We start from the raw sequence: 21273 nt of genomic DNA on the forward strand, positions 1-21273 counted from the left end.
CGCCCGTTCGCAGTTCTGGTCTTTACAAGGGAAGAAAAGACGGCCGGTGTCGCCACCGGCCGTCATCGTTACATCGGCACGCGTCCGATCAGAACTCGTACTTGACGGTTGCCTGGATTGCCCACTGCGATTCGCCCTTGTTCTGGCGGATGACGTAGTCCTCGACCTGCGGACGCACCGCGTACACGTATTTGCCGTTCTGCATGCCCGCGTAATCGACGAAGCTGCGCGCCTGGCCGCCGGCGGACTGGAAGGCCACCTCGTTGATATGACCCCATTTCTTGTTCAGCAGGTTGCCGAAGTTGATGAAGTCCAGCGAGAAGAAGGCTTTGTTCCGCTTGAACATACCCGGGATTTCCTGGCTGATGCGCAGGTCGAAGCTGTTGGTCCAGGGCGCGAAATCGCTGTTGCGTCCAACCACGCCGCCTTTCGAATTGCGCAGGGCCTTGTTGCCATTGACGATATCCCAGAACTTCTGCTCGTTGGCGTGGCTGGTCGCCGTATCGCCGGCGAAGACCACCTCACCCGAACCGAAGGCCTTCGGAACGTACAACAGGTCGTTGCCGGCCTGGCTGTCGCCGTTCATGTCGTTGTTGAAGGTCCAGCTGAACGGCTTGCCGGAACGGCCTTCGTAGAACACGCCGAAGCGCGTCTTGTACTCGCCAAAGAACTTCTTCTCCCAGTTCACGAGTGCGTTGATGCGGTTCTTGACCAGGTAGCCCGCGTTGGCGGCCACGTTTTCGTTCGGATTGAACACCGAGCGGCCGTTCCAGTTCGAGGTCGACACCGACGACGTCAGCGGCGAGACTTCCGTCGCGTCGGTGTGGCTATAGGCCACCGACCAACCGAGGCCCTTGGTCATCGGCGCCGTCAGCGAGACGGTGGCGACCTTCGAGCGGCCCTTGTCGGTCGAGCGGGCGAGCATCACGTCGGTGAAGCTGCGGTTGCTCAGGAACTTGCTCGTCACGTTGCGCGACACGGTGACCGTGCCGTCGGCGGCCGAGAAGTTCGCCGAATCCATGCCGGCGGCATTCCAGAACAGCTGGCGGCCATCCGAACCAACGGCCGTCGCGCCTCCCAGGTTCAGGTTCTCGTAATAGATGGCGTCCTTGTTCTTGGTGTACAGGTACTCGGCGCCGAACACAAGGCCATACCAGGGCAGTTCGGTATCGAACGCCACGTTGGATTTCCAGATGGACGGCTGGCGCAGACCTGGATCCAGGAAGTCGACCTTGGCCGCCGGCGCGCCCGGGATCGTCGGTTGCGCATCCGGGTTTACGCTGAAGAAGCCGTCGCCCTGCGGGCACTTGACAGTGCCGGTGACGGAGCAGTTGACGATGCGGGTGGAGACGCCCGGGTTCGAGAACGGGTTGGCCATCCAGACGGCGGCGGCGGCACCCTGGAACAGGCCGATGCCACCACGCACCTGGGTCGGACGGGCACTGTCGACGCGGTAGTTGAAGCCGAAGCGCGGCTGCCACAGCTTCTGGCCGTCCGGCGTGACCGTGTTGTCGTAACCGAAGCCGCCGGATTGCGCCTTGCCGGTCGCGAAGTTCCCCGGCACGACCGGCTGGGCCGCGGCGGCGTTCGCGAGCGGACGGCCGCCCACGCCCGTCTCGTCGACGCGCACGCCATAGGTCAGCGTCAGGTTCTTGTTGACGTTCCATGTATCCTGCACGAACAGGCCGGTGTCGCGCATCGAGAAGCTGGCGGCGGCGTCGTTCAGCGACGCCACGCCAGGCGCCGTCAGCTGCACGCTGTACGAGGTCGGGCGGCCGCGGCGGAAGTTTTCCAGTACCGCCGCTTCGATCTGGGCGTTCGTGCCTTTGGAGCAGGTGAACGTCGAGGGCACCGAGGTATAGCCGCCGATCGCGTTGTAGTCCGCGCAACCGAACGTGTAGTTGCCGTAGACGTCCTGCAGGTAGGCGTTGAAGATCTCGTTCTTGCTGTTGTCCGCACCGAACTTGATCGCGTGGTCGCCAACGGTCCAGTTGGCGCCCGCGTACAAGTCATACGTCTTGGTGCCCAGCACGTTGAACTGGCGCGAGCGCTCGGTGCCGAAGTTCAGGTAACGGGTCGCCGTCGGCACGCCTTCCGGGGCGTCGGCGGGCAGCGGACCCGAGAACTGGAGCGCCATGGCCGGCAGGCGTGTGCTGTTGGCCGGCACCGAATCATAGAGGCGCTGCGAGGCCTTGAACTCGGTCGAGAACGTCGGCGTCCAGTCCGAGAGCACCTGGCCGACGATGGTTTCGATGCTCTTTCCCTGGTTGTAGTTCGACGAGGTCAGGCCGACGCCGCTGTTCGAATAGCCCGGGTACATCGGCTCGCTCTGCGACGTTTTCGAATAACGCAGGCTGGCCCGGTGGTCGTCGTTGATGTTCCAGTCGAACTTGAGCATCTGCTCGCGCGACGTCATCTTCGAGCCGCCGGCCGTCGGGCTGCCGATGTCAATGCCGTAGACGCTCCTGGCGATCTGCTGCGCCGAGGCGATCGACGACTGGGTGATGCCGACCGTGGTGGCGGCGCCGCTGCCGAGCGGGCCGTAGTTGGACGAGGCGCGGGTGCTGTCGAATTCTTCGCTCAACGCGAAGACGAACAGCTTGTCCTTGACCAGCGCACCGCTGGCCCAGACGCCCTTGGTCGTCTCGTCGAACGACGGCGGCGCACTGTAGGTATCCTTGGTGATGTCGTAGCGGTCGCCGGCCCACTTGTCGTTGCGGTAGACGTAGTAGACGCCGCCCTTCCACTTGTTGGTGCCGGATTTGGTGACGGCGTTGATGTTACCGCCGGTATACCCCTTCTGGGTCACGTCGTAGTTGGCGACGTTGACCTGCACCGACTGGATCGCTTCGATCGAGATCGGCTGGCGCGCGGTCGGGCTGCCGTTCGACTCGAGGCCGAAGGTGTCGCTGACGTTCACGCCGTCGATGGTGATCGTGTTGTAGCGCGAGTTCTGGCCGGCGACGGACATCTCGCCGCGTTCCTTGTCCGTTTGCGAGACGCGCGGGTCGGCGCGGGCATAGTCCTGCAGGTTGCGGTTGATCGAGGCCTGGGTCTGCAGTTGGGTGGCGCTGATGGCGGTGCCCGCGCCCATGTTGCTGTTGTTGAAGATGTCGGAACGCGCGCGGTTGCCGGCGATGGTCACGGTCTGCATCGGCGCGCCGACGGTCGCGTCGACGGTGGCGGTTTCCGCCAGCTGCAGGTAGATGCCTTCGCGTTTTTCGGTAACGCCGTCCTTGGTGATGATGATCGTGTACGGACCGCCGGTACGCAGGCCGCGCGCGATGTAGCGGCCTTGCGCATCGGTGACGACGTTGCTGACCGAACCGGATTCGGTGTGAACGATTTGCACTGCGGCGCCGGCGGCCGGTCGGCCGTCAGCGCTCGAGATACGACCGCCGACAGCCGACGTCGTGTTCTGCGCCAGGGCCGGCGCCCCCGCGAGCGCAATCGACAGAGCCAGCGCCAGCTTCGTCAGCTGGATCCGTTTTTGATAGATCATTGGATTAACCCCAAATAGACTTGATAGTTATGGTTGGGAACGGAGTTCCCCCCTCTTGAGTACTGCAATCCTCGACCGGCCGCTCATGACGCCCGGTCTCTCGTTCTTTCTGCATGCTGTTCGACGGTGCGGATGTGGATGACAATGCACCAGCAAAAAGCAGCGCACGCGAGTCTAGCGGTTAATTGTTTCCAGGCTATTACACCCAAAACCACGCATTTTCTCGGACGTTGGCTTAATAAAAGGCCAATATGGCATGAAGCCGTTTATCGAGACAAATACGTTTTCACTTCGGAATTTATAGCTTGAGCGTATAAGTTGCTCAAGAAGTGAGCAGGCGGTCGCGTGCGGGATGCATTTTCCCTCAGAAACGGACAGGTCGGGATGATAAATGGGGCGTTCTCGAATGAAATTGTTTAGCTTGGTTTTTAAGCAAACGACATGACAATTAATCCATTCTGTCGCGAGTTGGCCACAGGGGCGGCATATGCGGTGCCTGTTCCACATAGTCGGGTGGCAACTGCGGTTCGGAGGAAGGATGCCGGCGGCGGGACCGCCGCCGGCGGGAGGATAAAACTCAATGCTTCACGGCGGTGCGTTCGAGCGCGGCGACGTCCGACTCGAAGCGCGCGAAGCGTGCATCGAGCAGGCGCGTCAGGCGCTGCTTGTCGGAGTCCGGCAGGAAGCTGTAGCGGATGCTGTTGTACGACGCCTTTTTCACTTCCGCATAGCTCGGCTTGTAGCGGCTGGCGAACAGCACGTATTCGTTGGCCAGGTTGTGGCGCGTGACGCCCGCGTCGTCCGTCGAGATCACGTACGGCACGCCATATTTGCGGTACAGCGTGATCGGGTGGTTCTCGCCCTGCACGCCCTCGATGAACGCGTTCGACGTCAGGTTGATTTCGACCGGGATGTCCTTCGCGCGCATCGTCTTCATGATGCCGACGGCGTTCGTCTCGTGCGCGAGGTCGATACCGTGGCCGATGCGCTGCGCGCCCGCCACGTTCAGCGCCTGGTCGATGTGGTATTTCAGGTCTTCCGGCGGCACGTCGCCCAGCGCCAGCTCGCCCGCGTGCATCGCGACGTTGACCTTCGGGTACACCTTCTTCAAGTAGCGGAACATCTGCATGTGCAAGGTGTAGTCGCGCATGGAGACCATCTGGCTTTCCTGGCCCACGATGTTCACGCCGACGATCTTGCCGCCCCGCGCGGCCGATTCGAACGCGGCCAGCATCGACGAGAATACGCGCGACGGCGAGAACAGGCGCACGACATAGGTCTGGTAGCGCATCGTGAAGTTCTCGTCGTCGATGCCCTGCGCCGCTTCGTTGACGGTGCGGACGAACGTGTCGACGGAGGCGCGGAACGCCGGCGTCGCGTTCAGCTTCTGGCGCGCGGATTCCAGCAGCTGGGCGAATTTCGCCTCGTCGCGTGCGCTGTCCCAGGCGCGCTTGTCGAATTCGGGATCGGAGACCGTGTCCGGGCTCTTGAACATCGTCTCGATGTAGGCCACGTTCTCGGCCAGCGCGCGGTTCTTCAGCTCGACGAGGCCTTCGTGGAAGTTGCGGTCGGAGATGGGGCCGAAGTAGCCGAAGGTCTGGAAGAACTGGCGGTCCGGCGGCGGTTGGATGGCGCCGTGATTATTGAAATCCTTGCTCGACCAGCGCTGCAGCAGCTCGCGCCACGTGGCGTCGTCGGCATACACGTCGGACGACGACAGGCAGGCGCGGTCCTTCGGCTGCTTCGCGCGCTCGTGCTCGACGACGCTCCTGTCGGTCTCGATCTTGTAGGTCAGCTTGTTGACGCAATAGCCCTGCTTGTCGAGCCAGTCGACATAAGTCTCGGCATAGATCGCGCCGGAGTAGTGGTGGTGCAGGTCGCCGCCCTTGGGCATCTGCGAGAAGAACAGGACCAGCTCCGCCGTCTTCGGCTGGGCGCCCGCGATCAGGGACGCGTAGTGGCGCGCGGTGGCCGCTTCATTGGGGCCGGACGCCGGGGTGCGCGCGGAAGCGGCGGCCGCGAGGGCCGCCAGGGTGATCAGCAGGCTGCTGCTCAGGGTTTTTGTCATGTCGGTCTCGACTGGTGAGTGGTTGTTGACAGTATCTCATCAGCCGCCGAGTCGCAGAACACGAACTACAGGACCGCAAACCTCAAAACCGTCATCCCCGCGCAGGCGGGGATCCAAGCTTGTATGCGCAGTCGAGATGCAAACAAAACTTGGGCCCCCGCCTTCGCGGGGGCGACGATTCATGAGCTCACGTTACTCACACGTTCGGTTTCATGCTCTTCGCTTACTGCGCCCGCTCGTGCACCCGCTTGCCCGCCGCATACGTGGCACGGATCGCGCGGTCGTCGCCCAGCAGCGCCAGCGCGAACAGGGTTTCCTCGAGCGAGTCGCCGTTCGCCGTGCGGCGCGCCAGCAGCGGCGTCGCCTTCGGGTCGAGGACGATGAAGTCCGCCTCGGTGCCGGCGGCAAAATTGCCGATCGTCCCTTCGAGCTGCATGCTGCGCGCGGCGCCCAGCGTGGCGAGATAGAACATGCGCAGGGCCGGGAGATAGCTGCCTTTTAACCGCGCAACTTTATACGCTTCATTCATTGTTTGCAACATCGAGAACGACGTGCCCGCGCCGACGTCCGTCCCCAGCGACACGTGGGCATGCACGCTGTCCGCCTTCGCGACGTCGAACAGGCCGCTGCCGAGGAACAGGTTCGACGTCGGACAGTGGGAAATCGCGGCGCCCGTGTCGGCCATCAGCGCGAAGTCGACGTCGTCCAGCCAGATGCAGTGGCCGAACATCGCGCGCGGGCGCATCAGGCCAAAGTGTTCATAGACCTGCAGGTAGCTGCGGTTGTCCGGGTACAGGCTTTTCACCCACGCGCATTCGTCGCGGCTTTCCGACACGTGCGTCTGGATGTACGTGGTCGGAAACGCGCGCGCCAGCTCGCCCGCCGCGGCCAGCTGGGCCGGAGTCGACGTCGGCGCGAAGCGCGGCGTGATCGCGTACATCGCGCGGCCGTGATTGTGCCAGCGTCGGATCAGCTCTTCGCTCTCGCGCAGGTCGGCCGTGTCTTGCAGGAAGTCCGGGCAATTCCGGTCCATCAGCACCTTGCCGCCGGCCATGCGCAGGTTGCGCGCGGCGCTCGCCTCGAAGAACGCGTCGACGGATTCCTTGTGCACCGTGCAGTAGACGAGCGCCGTCGTCGTGCCGTTGCGCAGCAGTTCGTCGAGGAAGAATTCGGCGACGGTGCGCGCGTGCACCGGGTCCTTGAACTGGCGCTCGGTCGGGAACGTGTAGTTCTCCAGCCACGGCAGCAGGTCCGGCGCGGGCGAGCCGATCATGTCGGTCTGCGGGAAGTGCAGATGCGTGTCGATGAAGCCGGGCGTGATGATCTGGCCCCGGTAGTCGACGACGTCGGTGCCGTCGGGCAGCGTGGCGACCAGCTTGTCGTAGTCGCCGGCGGCGAGCACGCGGCCGTTCTCGACGACGAGCAGGCCGTCCTGGTGCCAGGCATGGGCGTTCTCGGCGAAGGCCGGATCGGCGTGGAAGTGCAGCAGGCTCGCTCGGTAGGCCTGCACGGTACGGGTATCGTTGGACATCTCAGTCTTGTTCCAGTGGGACTTCGGTTGCGGTCGCGGGCGCGGCGAGGGCCGCCTCCCAGACCATCAGCAGTTGCGCGACGACGGCGACGGCGATCACCGCGGGTTCCTTGCCCTTGATGCCGGGGACGCCGATCGGGCACACCATGTCGTCCAGGCGCGCGCGGGAAATGCCGCGGTCGCGCAGGCGGTGCTCGAACTGCCTGCGTTTGGTTTCCGATCCAATGAGGCCGAACCAGTCCTGGTGCGCGGGCCGTCGGAGGATCGCTTCGGTCAGGCGCTGGTCGAGCGCATGGTTGTGCGTCATGACGAGGAAGCTCGTGCCGGCGGGCGCCGCGCGCACGACGGCTTCCGGCAGGTCGGTCGCTTCCACGACGACGTTCGGGGCGACGGTGGCCGGGAACAGGTCTTCCCGTTCGTCCACCCACGTCACCTTGCACGGCAGGTCCGCCAGCAGGCGCACGATGGCGGCGCCCACGTGGCCGGCGCCGAACAGCATCACGTGCGCGCGCGGCGCCGGGACGTGGTCGACGAGCCAGCGCCGTCCCGCGTCATCGAGCAGCACGCGAGTGCCGCCGCTGCGCTCGAAATCCGGGTAGCGGCCGCCCTTGCGCTGGATGTTGTGGCCCAGCGCGTCGACGAGCGCGAGATCGGGTTCGCCGTCCAGGGCGACGACGCGCCACACGTCTTCATGACGGCGCGCGGCCAGCTCGGCGCACTGGTCGCGGTCGACCAGTTCGAACGCGAGGTGCACGACGCCGCCGCAGCACTGGCCCAGGCTCGGGCCGAGCGGGAAGCGTTCGATGCGGCGCGCCTCGCTGGCGCCGGCGGCGAGCATGGCGCGCGCCGTCTCGATGCCGCGCAGCTCGAGGTGGCCGCCGCCGACGGTGCCCCACTGCCCGCCGGCGTCGACGAGCATGCGCGCGCCCGGTTCACGGGGTACGGAACCGTCGACCTTCGCGACCGTGATCAGGACGGCCGGCTGCGCGGTGGGGATGAGCCAGTCGTCCATGCTAGGGCCCCTTCGATTCCTGCACGGCCTGTTCGACGAAGGACACGGCGTCGAGGATCGCCTCGCTCGTCGCCGGCGCGCGCAGCGGCGGGTTCACCTTGTGGTCGCCCACGGCCGAGATGGCGTCGCGGATCGCGAGGAACACGGAGAACGGCAGCAGCAGCGGCGGTTCGCCGACGGCCTTCGAGCGGTGGATCGAATCGGCCACGTTGCGGTTGTTGAAGAGCTTCACCGTGAACGCGTCCGGGCAATCCGACACGCCCGGGATCTTGTAGGTGGACGGCGCATGCGTCATCAGCTTGCCCTGCGCATTCCACCACAATTCTTCCGTCGTCAGCCAGCCCATGCCCTGGATGAACGCACCTTCGACCTGGCCGATGTCGATGGCGGGGTTCAGCGAGTTGCCGGCGTCGTACAGCGCATCGGCGCGCAGCAGTTTCCACTCACCTGTCAGCGTGTCGATGACGACTTCCGCCACCGCCGCGCCGTATGCGAAGTAGAAGAACGGGTTGCCCGTCATCGTCTTCGGATCCCAGTGCAGGTTCGGCGTCGCATAGAAACCGTCCGACCACAGCTGCACGCGCGACAGATACGCTTTCGCCACCAGTTCGCCGAACGGGACTTCGTGGCCGTTCGCGAACACGGTGTCCGCGACGAAGCGCACGTCTTCCACGGCACCGCCGTACTGCTTCGCGGCAAACGCGGCGAGGCGCTCGCGGATCTGGCGCGCCGCATCCTGCGCAGCTTTGCCGTTCAGGTCCGCGCCCGTCGATGCGGCCGTCGCCGACGTGTTGGCGACCTTGCTCGTGTTGGTCGCGGCGATGCGCACGCGGGTCAGGTCGACGCCCAGTTCGTGCGCGACCACCTGCATCACCTTGGTGTTGACGCCCTGCCCCATCTCCGTGCCGCCGTGGTTGACGAGGATGGAGCCGTCCACGTACACGTGCACGAGCGCGCCGGCCTGGTTCAGGTGCGTCACGTTGAACGCGATGCCGAATTTTACGGGCGTCAGCGCGAGACCCTTCTTCAACACGGGGCTCGTCGCGTTGTACTCATTGATGGCCTGGCGGCGCGCGCGGTATTCGCTCGTCTGTTCCAGCTCGCCCACCAGTTCGTGGATCACGTTGTCGACGACAGGCTGGCCGTACGGCGTCACGTTGCGGTCGATCTTGTCGTAGAAATTCAGCTTGCGGATGTCGAGCGAATCCTTGCCGAGGTTGCGCGCGATCTCGTCGATGATGTACTCGATCGCGATGGCGCCCTGCGGACCGCCGAAACCGCGGAATGCCGTATTCGACTGGGTGTTCGTCTTGCCTGCCGCCGCGCGGATGTCGCAATCGGACAAATAATACGTGTTGTCGAAGTGGCAGATGGCGCGGGTGGCCACAGGGCCGGACAGGTCCGCCGAGTAGCCGGCGCGGCTCACCATGTCGACCTTCGCCGCGAGGATGCGGCCGGCGTCGTCGTAGCCCACTTCGTACAGGTAGTGGAAGCAGTGGCGCTTGCCCGTGACCATCATGTCGTCGTCGCGGTCCGCACGCAGCTTCACGGCGCGGCCCAGGCGTTTCGCCGCGATGGAGGCGCAAGCGGCCCACAGCGCCGACTGCGATTCCTTGCCGCCGAAGCCACCGCCCATGCGGCGGCACTCCACCACCACGTTGTGCGAGTGCAGGCCCAGCGCATGCGCCACGACGTGCTGCATCTCGCTCGGGTGCTGCGTGGAGCACAGCACGAGCATGCCGTCGTTTTCCTGCGGGATCGCGTACGAGATCTGGCCTTCGAGATAAAACTGCTCCTGGCCGCCCACGTACAACTCGCCCTTCACGCGCAGCGGGGCACGTTCGAATGCGGTTGCGGCATCGCCGCGCGTCAGGCGCATCGGCGGTAGCACGTACGAGCCGGCGGCGCGCGCGGCCTGCGGCGTCAGGATCGCCGGCAGTTCTTCGTAGCTGACTTTCGCCTTCTTCGCGGCACGGCGGGCCAGGTCGTGGCTGTCGGCCACGACCACGAAGATCGGCTGGCCGATGTATTGCACGAGGCCGTCCGCGAGGATCGGGTCGTCGTGGATGATCGGGCCGCAATCGTTGGTGCCCGGGATGTCCTTTGCCGTGAGCACGGCGCGCACGCCGCGGCTGGCCAGGACGTCCGTAAAATCGATGTCGAGGATGCGGGCGTGCGCCTTGCCCGACAGGCCAAGCGCCGCGTGCAACGTGCCGCGCACTTCGGCGATATCGTCGGTGTAGTCGGCCTGGCCCAGCACGTGCAGCCGGGCCGATTCATGCGTCTTGCCGAGGCCGACCTGCTTCCATTCGGCCTTGGTCAGAGCGGGGGATCCTGCGTCGTTCATGTGTATCTCCTCAAGCCAGTGCGGTCGGCGCGCTTTTAATTTCAATCTTCGCGAACGGGTTGACCGCGTCAGGCGGCAGCGGGTTGTCCTTGCGCGTTTCGAGCCAGTAGCGGCGCAGCAGGTTCTGCGCCGTCTTCATGCGGTAGGCGCTCGAGGCGCGCATGTCGGACAGCGGTGCGTAGTCGTGCGCCAGCGCGGCCATCGCGTCCGTCACGGCCGCTTCGTCCCAGGCGCGCCCGTTCAGGACAGCCTCGGCTTGCGCGGCGCGCTTCGGCGTCGCGGCCATGCCGCCGTAGGCGATGCGGGCCTCGACCACGATGCCGTCTTCCAGCGTGAAGGCGAAGGCGGCGCAAACGGCCGAGATGTCCTGGTCGAAGCGCTTGGCCAGTTTATAGGTGCGGAACGCGACGTTCCTGCGCGGCAGCGGCACGCGCACGGCCTGCACGAATTCGCCGTCGCGCCAGTCCTTCACCTGGTAGCCGAGGTAGAAGTTCTCGAGCGGCATGGTGCGCTCGCCGTCCGGACCGCGCAGCACCAGTTCGCTGCCGATGGCGATCAGCCACGGCATCGAGTCGCCGATCGGCGAACCGTTCGCCACGTTGCCGCCCAGCGTGCCCGCGTTGCGGATCGGGAGCGATGCGAAGCGCTGCCACAACTCGCCCAGCGCCGTCTCGTAATGCTTGCAGATGGCGGCATACGCATCTTCGAGGGAGACGCCGGCGCCGATCTCGACGTAGCCATCCTGCTCGCGCACGGTCTTCAGTTCGGCCACATGGCCCAGGTAGATGACGTCCGTCAGGTCGCGCATCTGCTTCGTGACCCACAGGCCGACGTCGGTTGAACCGGCGAGGATCGTCGCCTTCGGATGCGCGGCGCGCACGGCCACGAGTTCATCCAGGGTACGCGGGGCGTGGAAGGTCTGGCCATCGTATTCATAGGTGGCGCCCGCGTCACGCTGCAGCGCCCGCAGTTGTTCGGTGACGGCGGCGCGGTCGAAATCGACGCGCGGCAGCGTGACCATGCGCCTGGCGGCGTCGATGATGGGACGATAGCCCGTGCAGCGGCACAGGTTGCCGGACAGGGCATCGTCGATCTCGCAGCGGCTCGGCTCGCGGCCTTCCTGCTTCAAATACATGCCCCACAGCGACATCGCAAAACCCGGCGTGCAGAAGCCGCATTGCGAGCCGTGGCATTCGACGAGGGCCTGCTGCACGGGGTGCAGGTTGCCATCCTGCTGCGCCAGGTCTTCGACGGTGAACAGGGCCTTGCCGTCCAGGGTGGGCGTGAACTGGATGCAGGAATTCACGGAGCGCATCTGCAGTTCGCCGTTCTCCAGCGATCCGACGACGACGGTGCAGGCACCGCAATCACCCTCGGCACAGCCTTCCTTGGTGCCGGTGCAGTGCAGGTCCTCGCGCAGGTGCTGCAGGATGGTCTGCGTCGGCGCGACGTCGTTCACTTCATGGACGGCGCCGCGGTAGAAAAATCGGATCGGTGTGGACATCATCGCCTCGGAAAGGATCTTGTGAAAATTATGACTAACTGGATGCAAGAGTAGCACCGGGGGGCAGGCTAGATATATCGGAATACCGATTTTGAATATCAGATATTTTCAATAGCGCGACGTAGGCTTGTGAAACTTGCTATGCTTGAGCCGTCAATGGAGGCGTCATGGCTTTGCACATCGTACATTTCATCGGACCGATCAACGCAAATTCCGCCTGTACCGTGCGCAACCTTTGCTTGCAGGCACTGCAGAGCGGCGCGACGGAGATCGAGCTGCACATGTCGACCGAAGGCGGCAACATGACGGCCGGCTTCGCCCTGTACTACTTCCTGAAATCGCTGCCGCTGCCGCTCACGACGTGGAACGTGGGCAGCGTGGAGTCCGTCGGCGTCGCCATCTTCCTGGCCGGGCAGCAACGCTATGCCTGTCCCGGCACGCGCTTCCTCATCCACCCGCTGCACTGGGGCTTCGGCAACCTCGTGGCGGCGGACCACGCCCGCATCTCCGAATGGCGCGACTGCCTCGACTTCGACGCCGAGCGCTATGCCGCCATCTACGAAGACGCCACCCGCGGCGCACCCGGCGCCCACGACATTCGAACCTACCTGACGGGCAGCGCCCGCATCTACACGGCCGAGCAAGCGGTCGAGGCCGGCATCGCGCACGCGGCGCGGCAGGCGCGCCTGCCGGAAGCCGGCACGACGACGCACTGGTGGAATTAAATACATCATCCAATTCTGACAGGACGCCCTGTCTGATCTGCACAACAAAGATAGCGGTCACAACTGAATAGAGTGACTATTCGTGAGTTTTTCCTTGCTGCAATTTTTGCTGCAACTCTACAATTCACTACAGATTCGTTACACGGCCTGACGCGCGCCGTCACAGTGCTTCCATAACAAGAACCTCCACCCGCCGTCTTCAGCAGGGAACCCCCCATGAAAAAACGCATCGTCGCGAGTGCGCTCGCCTTGTCTTTTGTCGCGCCTTGCGCATTCGCGCAGAATGCCGTCCGCATCAGCGGTTTCGGCACCGGCGCCCTCACCTGGACCAACACCGACAAGGCCGAGTTCGGCCGCCCGAACCAGGCCGGCGGCGCCACGAAGGACGTCACCACCGGCGTCGATTCGAACTTCGGCGTGCAGGCCGACTACGCCGTCAACAGCTGGCTGTCCGTGACGGGCCAGGGCCTCGTGCGCAAGGATGCGCAGGACGATTTCGGCGCCGAACTGGCATGGGCATTCGCCAAGGCGAAGGTGTCGGACGACGTCTCGATCCGCGTCGGCCGCATGGGCCTGCCGGCATTCATGATCTCGGACTACCGCAACGTGGGCTACGCGAACACGATGCTGCGTCCGCCGGCGGAAGTGTATTCGCAGATGCTGTTCAACACGGTCGACGGCGCCGACGTCACCTGGCAGCACAGCGATGCCGCCACGACGTACACTGCACAATTCGCGGTCGGCAAGACCAAGGCCGACGTCGCCGGCGGCCCGAGCCTGGACGGCCGCCGCGTGACGGCGCTGAACCTCGTGGCCGAGCACGGCCCGCTGACGGTGCGCTTCGGCCGCGTCGATGGTCGCCTGACGCTGAACGGCTCGGCGTCGCTGACGGCGCTGCTGAACACGCTGAATACGGTCGCTGCCGGCTACAAGTTCCCGCAGGCGGCCCAGCTCGCCAAAGACATCGACGTGCGCGACAAGAAGGCCTCGTTCACGTCCCTCGGCGCGACGCTCGACTGGAACGACATCGTCGTGCAGGGCGAGTACGCGAAGCGCAAGACGGACAGCTACATCAACGACACCACGTCGTGGTACGTGATGGGCGGCTATCGCATCGGCAAATTCCTGCCGTACTACAGCCACGCCAGGCTGTCGATCGACGGCAATGTCCACAACGGCATGCCGGCGGCCTGCCCGGCCGGCTACCCGGCCGCCTGCACCCCGACGCTGGCCACGCTTTCCGGCATCGTGTCGAACCTGCGCTACACCGGCGTGAGCCAGGGCGAACAGCAGACCGACACGATCGGCCTGCGCTGGGATGTCCACTCCTCCGTGGCCCTGAAGGTGCAGTTCGACCGCGTGCGTCCGAACAAGACCGCCGGCCTGCTGATCGATGCGCAGCCGGGCTTCAAGGGTCCGGTGACCGTCGGCGCCGTCGCGCTCGACTTCGTGTTCTAAGGGGACGACGATGAAACATCCGATCAAGACCGGCCTCGCCGCCGCCGCACTGTGCCTCGCGCTGCCCGCCATCGCCGACGTGGTCGTCGTCGTGAACCCGAAGGCTGCCGACGCCTCGATGACGAAAGACCAGATCGCGCAGTATTTTCTTGGCAAATCGGGCGCGATGAGCCCGATCGACCAGCCTGAAAGCGCCCCCGTCCGCGCCGAGTTCTATAAAAAGGTGACGGACAAGGACGGTTCCCAGGTCAAGGCCTTGTGGTCCAAGCTGGTGTTCACCGGCAAGGCCACGATGCCGAAGGAAGCCGCCGACAGCGCCGCCGTCAAGAAGTTGGTGGCCAGCGACCCGAAGGCCATCGGCTACATCGAAAAGAGCGCGGTCGATGCCTCGGTCAAAGTGATCTACACACCGTAAGCATCCCCACCCACCCGCCCCGGCGTTATCCGGCGGCGGGTTGTTGAACTTAAGGAAACGGCATGAGCATCAAGCGCAAGATCTGGGCACTCCCCGTCATCTCGACCATCATCTTCGGCCTCGGCGTGGCGGTCTCCGCCAGCATCGCCAGCGGCGCCCTGGACTCGATCCGCACGACCGAAGCCGTGGATTACCCGGCGCTGGGCACGGCGAAGGCGTTGACGGCGGACCTGCAGGGCATCACCGACGGCTTGCGCGATGCCGTCTCCGAAGGCGACAAGGCCCGCATCGCCCAGATCGGCGACCAGGCCAACAAGGTCCGCGCCAAGCTGGCCGACGTGACGAAGATCCCGGGCATGGACGCCACCGGCAAGCGCCTCGCGAAGGAATTCGAGGATTACTATGCGCCGGCCGTCTCCGCCGCCAAAATCATGCTCGAACTCGAGCAGGGCGATCCGCAGGCGACCGTGCAGCGCATGCAGGGCGCGCTGACGGTGCTCAATGCCGACGTCGCCAAGCTCAACGACCAGGCCCAGCAGAATTTCAAGGACGGCATCGCGCGCAGCAGCTCGAGCGTGCGCCGCGTGCTGTCCGTCACCATCATCACGGCCCTGATCGTGATCGCCACGCTGATCGGCGTGTCGTGGTTCGTCATCCGCACCATCTGGCAGCAGCTGGGCGGCGAGCCGGAGTACGCGCGCGAGATCACGCGGCTTGTTGCGGCCGGCGACCTGTCGATGGATATCCGCCTCGACGCCGGCGACCAGCACAGCCTGCTCGCCGCGCTGCAGGAAATGCGTACGCGCCTGGCGACGATGGTGTCCGGCATCAAGACGTCGGCCGAGACCATCGCCTCGGCCAGCGCCGAAATCGCCAGCGGCAACGCCGACCTGGCCAGCCGCACGGAATCGCAGGCCGGCAGCCTGGAGCACACGACGCGCGCCGTCGAATCGCTGACCGATACGGTCCGCACGAACGCGGCCAACACGAACCAGGCGAACGCGCTCGTCGTGTCCGCCACCGACATCGCCACCCGCGGCGGTGAAGTGGTCGGCAACGTGGTGTCCACCATGGGCGCCATCAACGCGTCCGCGAAGCAGATCGTCGAGATCATTTCCGTGATCGACGGCATCGCCTTCCAGACGAATATCCTTGCGCTGAACGCCGCGGTGGAAGCGGCCCGTGCCGGCGAACAGGGCCGCGGCTTCGCCGTCGTCGCGGGCGAGGTGCGCAACCTGGCGCAGCGCTCGGCCGCCGCCGCCAAGGAAATCAAGCAATTGATCGGCGATTCCGTCGCCAAGGTCGACGCGGGCAGCGCGCTCGTCGACGAAGCGGGCGCCACGATGGGACAGATCGTCGCGTCAGTGCGCAAGGTGCACGACATCATGGCCGAGATCAGCGTCGCGGGCCAGCGCCAGGCCGAAGGCATCGAACAGATCGGCCGCGCAATCGACGACATGGACCAGATGACGCAGCAGAACTCGGCGCTCGTCGAGGAAGCGTCGGCTGCGGCGGAATCGCTCGCGGAGCAGACGGAGCAGTTGTCGGGTGCGCTGGCGCAGTTCAAGCTGGCGGCCGGGCACGCGCTGGGGGCGCCGGCGGTCCAGGCACGGCTGGCGCTGGCGCGCGGCTGAACGGCGGCGCGCAATTCGCAATGGACAGTGCACATCCTGTCCGGATTCGGCGTATGCTGTCATTACAAGCGCCGTACTGCATGCAGTGACCGACCTGGTCGCGCGGAATCAACGGCAACGCACGGAACCCGGCCGCCAGCGGCGGCCACTCGCCGGCACGACGCTCTCCATGAGACAACGGGGAGATCATCATGCGTCACACCTTGAAAGCCGTCTTCGACCAACGCAGCGATGCCCAGCACGCCCTGGACGCATTGCTGGCATCGGGCTACCCACGCGCCGACATGGCGCTCTCGAACATGCGCACGACGGAACCGGACACCTCGCTCCGGCATACCGCCGCGCGGCTGCTCGGCACCTTGTACCACCGGCACGCGCAGCCAGGCGACACGCGCGAACGCCACATCGTCACGCTCACGACAGGCACCGATCCGGAAGCCGCGCGCGCCACCGGGATCATGGGGCAGTACCGCCCGGCCGGCGTCGAAGACATTCCTGACGAGGGTGATCCCGCCGCCTGGACCGGGACCGTCGCGCCGCGCCGCGCCTACCCGCCGGGCACCGCACCCGGCGCCCTGCAGCACCATCCGCACGAAGACAGCCATTATTTCGGCACCCAGGACGCCGACGCTCCGCCCGCCGGCAACACGTTCAAGGAGACGATGGGCAGCATCGCGCGGTGGGACAACCCGGACGAGGATGCCACGTGGGCCGCCCCTGCCGGCGCCAAGGCGCCGCAGTCCGACCAGGCCTGGGAAGACGTCGAGCCCGCGCTGAAGCGCGAGTGGGAATACCGGCACGCCGGCAGCGCGGCGTCCGCCTGGGACAAGGTCAAGCTGGCCATGCGCCATGGCTGGGAACGGATGCATCACTGACATCATGAATCCGGTCACATCGTTCCTGGTCGCCGTCAGCCTGGGCATCGGCATCGTCCTGACCTGGTGGGTCAATCCGCTGCCCGGGTTGCTGTTCGTCGCGCTGGCCGTGATCATCGCGTTCTCGCTGAAAATGGCGAACACGTGGCAAAAATTCGTCATCCTGAGGCTGGGGAAGCTCCATAGCGTCAAGGGCGCCGGCCTGTTCGCCATCGTGCCCGTCATCGACAACGTGATCGCCGTCATCGACGTGCGCATCCAGACGACGGCCTTCAACGCCGAGCAGGCGCTGACCAAGGATACGGTGCCGGTCAACGTCGATGCCATCATTTTCTGGCACGTGCACGATGCGGAGAAGGCCGCGCTGGCGATCACCAACTACCGCGAGGCGATCGACCGGGTCGCCCAGACGTCGCTGCGGGAAATGATCGGCATGTCGATGCTGGCGGCGCTGCTGTCCGAGCGCAAGGAGGCGGACGCGCAACTGAAGGAATCGATCGGCCGGAAGACGGCGCCGTGGGGCATTACCGTCGGTTCGGTGGAGATCCGCGACGTCGCCATTCCCGTCGTGCTGCAGGATGCGATGTCGCGCCAGGCCCAGGCGGAACGCGAGAAGCAGGCCCGCGTCATCCTCGGTTCCGCCGAGGCCGCCATCGCCGGGAAATTCGTGGAAGCGGCCGACATGTATGCCGGCCATCCGGCGGCCCTGCAACTGCGGGCGATGAACATCATCTATGAAACGACGAAGGAGCGCGGCGCCACCATCCTGATCCCCAGTTCGATGGTCGACAGCCTGAATCCGGGCACCGCGCCTCCCTAGCCAAACTTGCAAGCCCCCTCCCCTTGTCTTAGAATCGACCTCTGCGCTGGCCTTCGCCAGTTTCCCGACGATTCTTCACGGTGATCCTTGGAAACCGTACCACTTTGGGTGCTCATCCTCGCACTCGCCCTCCTGATCCTCTGTTCGGCCTTCTTCGCGATGGCGGAAACCGCCCTGATGGCGGCCAACAAATATCGCCTGCGCCATCTCGCGAAGCGGGGCAACCGCGCCGCCATCACCACCCTGTGGCTGCTGGACCGCACGGACAAGCTGCTGTCGCTGGTCCTCATCGCCAATACGCTGATCAATGCGATGGCGACGGCGCTCGTCACCGCGATCGCCATCCTGTTCTTCGGCCACGAGGAAAGCGTGATCACGATCGCCACGGCCGTCGTCGCGTTCCTGCTGATCGTGTTCGCGGAGATTTCTCCGAAGATCATCGGCGCCACGTATCCGGAGCGCATCTCGCTCGGGTCCAGCTACGTGCTGCGTGCGCTGATGAAGGTCGCGAAGCCGGCGATCTGGTTCGTCAACCTGTTCGTCAACGGCCTGCTGCGCGTGCTGCGCATCCGCGGCGTGGGCGTGGGCCATGCGGATGCCCAGCAGAGACTGTCGCCGGAGGAATTGCGCTCCGTCGTGCTGGAAGCGGGCAGCTACATCCCGCAAAAGCACAAGAGCATCCTGCTGAACCTGTTCGAACTGGAAAAGATCTCGGTCGAAGACATCATGACGCCGCGCAGCCAGATCGAAGCGCTGAACCTCGCGCTGCCGGTCGACGACCTCAAGGCCGAGCTGACCACCTGCTACCACAACAAGCTGCCCGTGTACGAGGGCGAGATCAACCGCATCGTCGGCATCTTGCACGTGCGCAAGGCCGTCGCGCTGCTGAACGAGGAAGACGACCTCACGATCGAGCACTTCCGCGAACTGTTGACGGAGCCCTACTTCATTCCGCAGGACACGGGCGTCTTCACGCAGCTCCAGTATTTCCAGGAAAACAAGGAGCGCCTGGGCATCATCGTGGACGAATACGGCGAGGTCCAGGGCCTGGTGACCCTGGAAGACATCATCGAGGAAATGATCGGCGACTTCACGACCTCGACGCCGGGCGCCGCCCGCAGCGATGCGATGGCGTGGAATGCCCAGGGCGAAGTCCTGCTGGAAGGCACGACGCCGCTGCGCGACATCAACAAGAAGCTCGGTCTCGACCTGCCCCTCGACGGGCCGAAGACCGTCAACGGCCTGCTGCTGGAACAGCTGCAGGAGATCCCGGAATTCCCCATCGCCCTCAGGATCGGCAACTGCGTGATCGAAGTCGTGCAGGTGCAGAACCAGGCCATCAAGGTCGTGAAACTGTTGCGGCCGGTCGCGGTCAAACGCTGGTTGGCAGCCTGATCGGGCCTCGCCGGCCGAGCGCCGCCGGCCACGAACCGGCGGTAAGCCCTTGTTCTTGCACGAGGAATAACGATGTTGTTCACACGACATTGCGAGCCGGTTACATGCCATTTCATCCACGTGGTATGCACGCATCTTTCCCTACGACAAAGTCTTGACCGATTTGATGCCTACGGGCATCATCGAGACGATCCGCCGGGGCCGTCCATCCTGCCCGGCTTCCTGTCGTCCTTCCAAACCTGACCATATGGCAGCAGTCCTTCCCAACACCACCCCTGGCACGGCGTTGCCCGGGCTGGCGCGTGCACTGGTGCAGGCCGGACGGCTGACCTTGCCTCAAGCGGACACCTTGCAAAAGAAGGCGTCCGCCGACAAGGCCGGTTTCATCGACACCTTGCTCGGCAGCAGCTCCATCGATGCGAAATCCCTGGCGGCGTTCTGCGCCGAGACGTTCGGCTATCCCCTGCTCGACCTGAGCACCTTCAGCCCCGACGCCCTGCCCGTCAACGCGATCGACCCGAAACTGATGCAGGCCCAGCGCGTCGTCGCGCTGGCACGCAGGGGCAACAAATTGTCGGTGGCGGTGTCCGATCCGACGAATACGCAGGCGCTCGACCAGATCAAGTTCCAGAGCGAGTCGACGGTCGAGCCGGTGATCGTCGCCCACGACACCCTGCTGGCGCTGCTGGCGAACATCGCCAAGAGCGCCGAACAGGACTTGAGCGAGCTGGCCGGCGAGCAAGGCGACATCGAATTCGCCGACGAAGAACCGCAAACGCAGGCGGCGGAAGCGGCCGCCGCCGCGGCGGCGGAAGTCGAGGACGCGCCCATCGTGCGCTTCCTCAACAAGGTGCTGATGGATGCAATTACCTTGGGCGCGTCGGACATCCACTTCGAGCCCTACGAAAAGCAGTACCGCATCCGCCTGCGCGTGGACGGCGTGCTGCGCGACCATCTCGCCCCGCCGCTGTCGATCCGCGACAAGCTCGTCTCGCGCATCAAGGTGCTGGCCAAGCTCGACATCTCGGAAAAGCGCGTGCCGCAGGACGGCCGCATGCGCCTCGTGCTGTCGCCCACGAAGACGATCGATTTCCGCGTCAGCACCTTGCCCACGCTGTTCGGCGAAAAGACGGTCATGCGTATCCTCGACGCGACGCAGGCCCAGATGGGCATCGACGCGCTCGGCTACGACCCCGACCAGAAAGCCCTGCTGATCGACGCCATCACGCGCCCGTACGGCATGGTGCTCGTGACGGGCCCGACGGGTTCGGGTAAAACCGTGTCGCTGTACAGCTGCCTGAACCTGTTGAACAAGCCGGGGATCAATATCTCCACAGCGGAAGACCCGGCCGAGATCAACCTGCCCGGCGTGAACCAGGTCAACGTCAACGAAAGAGCGGGCCTCACGTTCCCCGTCGCGCTGAAAGCCTTTCTGCGCCAGGACCCGGACATCATCATGGTCGGCGAGATCCGCGACCTGGAAACGGCCGACATCGCCATCAAGGCGGCGCAGACGGGCCACATGGTGTTTTCCACCCTGCACACGAACGATGCGCCGTCGACCTTGACGCGCCTGATGAACATGGGCGTGGCGCCGTTCAACATCGCCTCGTCCGTCATCCTGATCACCGCGCAACGCCTCGCGCGCCGCCTGTGCACGTGCAAGCAGCCGCTCGACATCGGCCGCGACACGCTGAAGGCCGCGGGCTTCCGCGACACCGACTTCGACGGCGACTGGAAACCCTACGGCCCCGTCGGCTGCGAACGCTGCCTGGGCTCCGGCTACAAGGGCCGCGTGGGCATCTACCAGATCATGCCGATCACGCCCGCGATCGAGGCGCTGATCCTCGCGCACGGCAACGCGATGCAGATCGCCGCCCAGGCCGAGGCCGAGGGCGTGAACTCGCTGCGCCGCTCCGGCCTGCTGAAAGTGAAACAAGGCCTCACCAGCCTCGAAGAAGTGCTCGGCTGCACGAACGAATAAGGA

Annotated in this window: 14 protein-coding genes; 8 read left to right on the plus strand and 6 right to left on the minus strand. The window is 65.0% G+C overall.

Annotation, left to right across the window (positions count from 1 at the left end):
* Positions 1-88: 88 nt before the first annotated feature.
* From ACL58G_RS30485 to xdhA, 6 genes are all read right to left on the minus strand, one after another.
* Complete coding sequence (locus ACL58G_RS30485) at positions 89-3502, minus strand: TonB-dependent receptor (protein ID WP_413386939.1); 3414 nt, start codon at positions 3500-3502, stop codon at positions 89-91.
* Positions 3503-4079: 577 nt separating this feature from the next.
* A complete protein-coding gene (locus ACL58G_RS30490) occupies positions 4080-5570 on the minus strand; it encodes an adenosine deaminase family protein (protein ID WP_413386938.1) in 1491 nt (496 codons plus the stop codon).
* 223 nt (positions 5571-5793) lie between these two features.
* On the minus strand, positions 5794-7101 hold the full coding sequence (gene guaD, locus ACL58G_RS30495) for a guanine deaminase (protein ID WP_440964224.1): 1308 nt from the start codon (positions 7099-7101) through the stop codon (positions 5794-5796).
* A 1-nt stretch (position 7102) separates the two neighbouring features.
* The gene (gene xdhC / locus ACL58G_RS30500; RefSeq protein ID WP_440964226.1) at positions 7103-8113 is read right to left on the minus strand and encodes a xanthine dehydrogenase accessory protein XdhC; all 1011 of its coding nucleotides are present in this window, start codon (positions 8111-8113) and stop codon (positions 7103-7105) included.
* A 1-nt stretch (position 8114) separates the two neighbouring features.
* On the minus strand, positions 8115-10460 hold the full coding sequence (gene xdhB, locus ACL58G_RS30505; protein WP_413386936.1) for a xanthine dehydrogenase molybdopterin binding subunit: 2346 nt from the start codon (positions 10458-10460) through the stop codon (positions 8115-8117).
* A gap of 10 nt (positions 10461-10470) precedes the next feature.
* Entirely contained in the window at positions 10471-11964 is a 1494-nt protein-coding gene (xdhA, locus tag ACL58G_RS30510; RefSeq protein WP_413386935.1) for a xanthine dehydrogenase small subunit, read from the minus strand.
* Positions 11965-12131: 167 nt separating this feature from the next.
* Here xdhA and ACL58G_RS30515 point away from each other — a divergent pair, with 167 nt between their 5' ends.
* The 8 genes from ACL58G_RS30515 to pilB all read left to right on the plus strand — a co-directional run bounded on the left by ACL58G_RS30515 (position 12132) and on the right by pilB (position 21270).
* Positions 12132-12689: an ATP-dependent Clp protease proteolytic subunit gene (locus ACL58G_RS30515; protein WP_413337744.1), complete on the plus strand. Its 558-nt coding sequence runs from the start codon at positions 12132-12134 to the stop codon at positions 12687-12689.
* Between the two features lie 216 nt (positions 12690-12905).
* The gene (locus ACL58G_RS30520) at positions 12906-14147 is read left to right on the plus strand and encodes a porin (protein ID WP_440964229.1); all 1242 of its coding nucleotides are present in this window, start codon (positions 12906-12908) and stop codon (positions 14145-14147) included.
* A 10-nt stretch (positions 14148-14157) separates the two neighbouring features.
* On the plus strand, positions 14158-14562 hold the full coding sequence (locus ACL58G_RS30525; RefSeq protein WP_440964231.1) for a hypothetical protein: 405 nt from the start codon (positions 14158-14160) through the stop codon (positions 14560-14562).
* 62 nt (positions 14563-14624) lie between these two features.
* Complete coding sequence (locus tag ACL58G_RS30530; protein ID WP_440964233.1) at positions 14625-16196, plus strand: methyl-accepting chemotaxis protein; 1572 nt, start codon at positions 14625-14627, stop codon at positions 16194-16196.
* 191 nt (positions 16197-16387) lie between these two features.
* Positions 16388-17071, plus strand: coding sequence for a hypothetical protein (locus tag ACL58G_RS30535; RefSeq protein WP_440964235.1), 684 nt, complete (start codon positions 16388-16390; stop codon positions 17069-17071).
* Between the two features lie 4 nt (positions 17072-17075).
* Positions 17076-17891, plus strand: a complete 816-nt coding sequence (locus tag ACL58G_RS30540; RefSeq protein WP_413340973.1) for a slipin family protein — start codon at positions 17076-17078, stop codon at positions 17889-17891.
* An 87-nt stretch (positions 17892-17978) separates the two neighbouring features.
* On the plus strand, positions 17979-19286 hold the full coding sequence (locus ACL58G_RS30545; protein ID WP_413340974.1) for an HlyC/CorC family transporter: 1308 nt from the start codon (positions 17979-17981) through the stop codon (positions 19284-19286).
* A 247-nt stretch (positions 19287-19533) separates the two neighbouring features.
* Complete coding sequence (gene pilB / locus ACL58G_RS30550) at positions 19534-21270, plus strand: type IV-A pilus assembly ATPase PilB (protein ID WP_440964238.1); 1737 nt, start codon at positions 19534-19536, stop codon at positions 21268-21270.
* The last annotated feature ends 3 nt before the right edge of the window (positions 21271-21273 follow it).

Origin of the sequence: Massilia sp. GER05 (genome assembly GCF_052056005.1) — a bacterium.
GTDB lineage: Bacteria > Pseudomonadota > Gammaproteobacteria > Burkholderiales > Burkholderiaceae_D > Telluria > Telluria orientalis.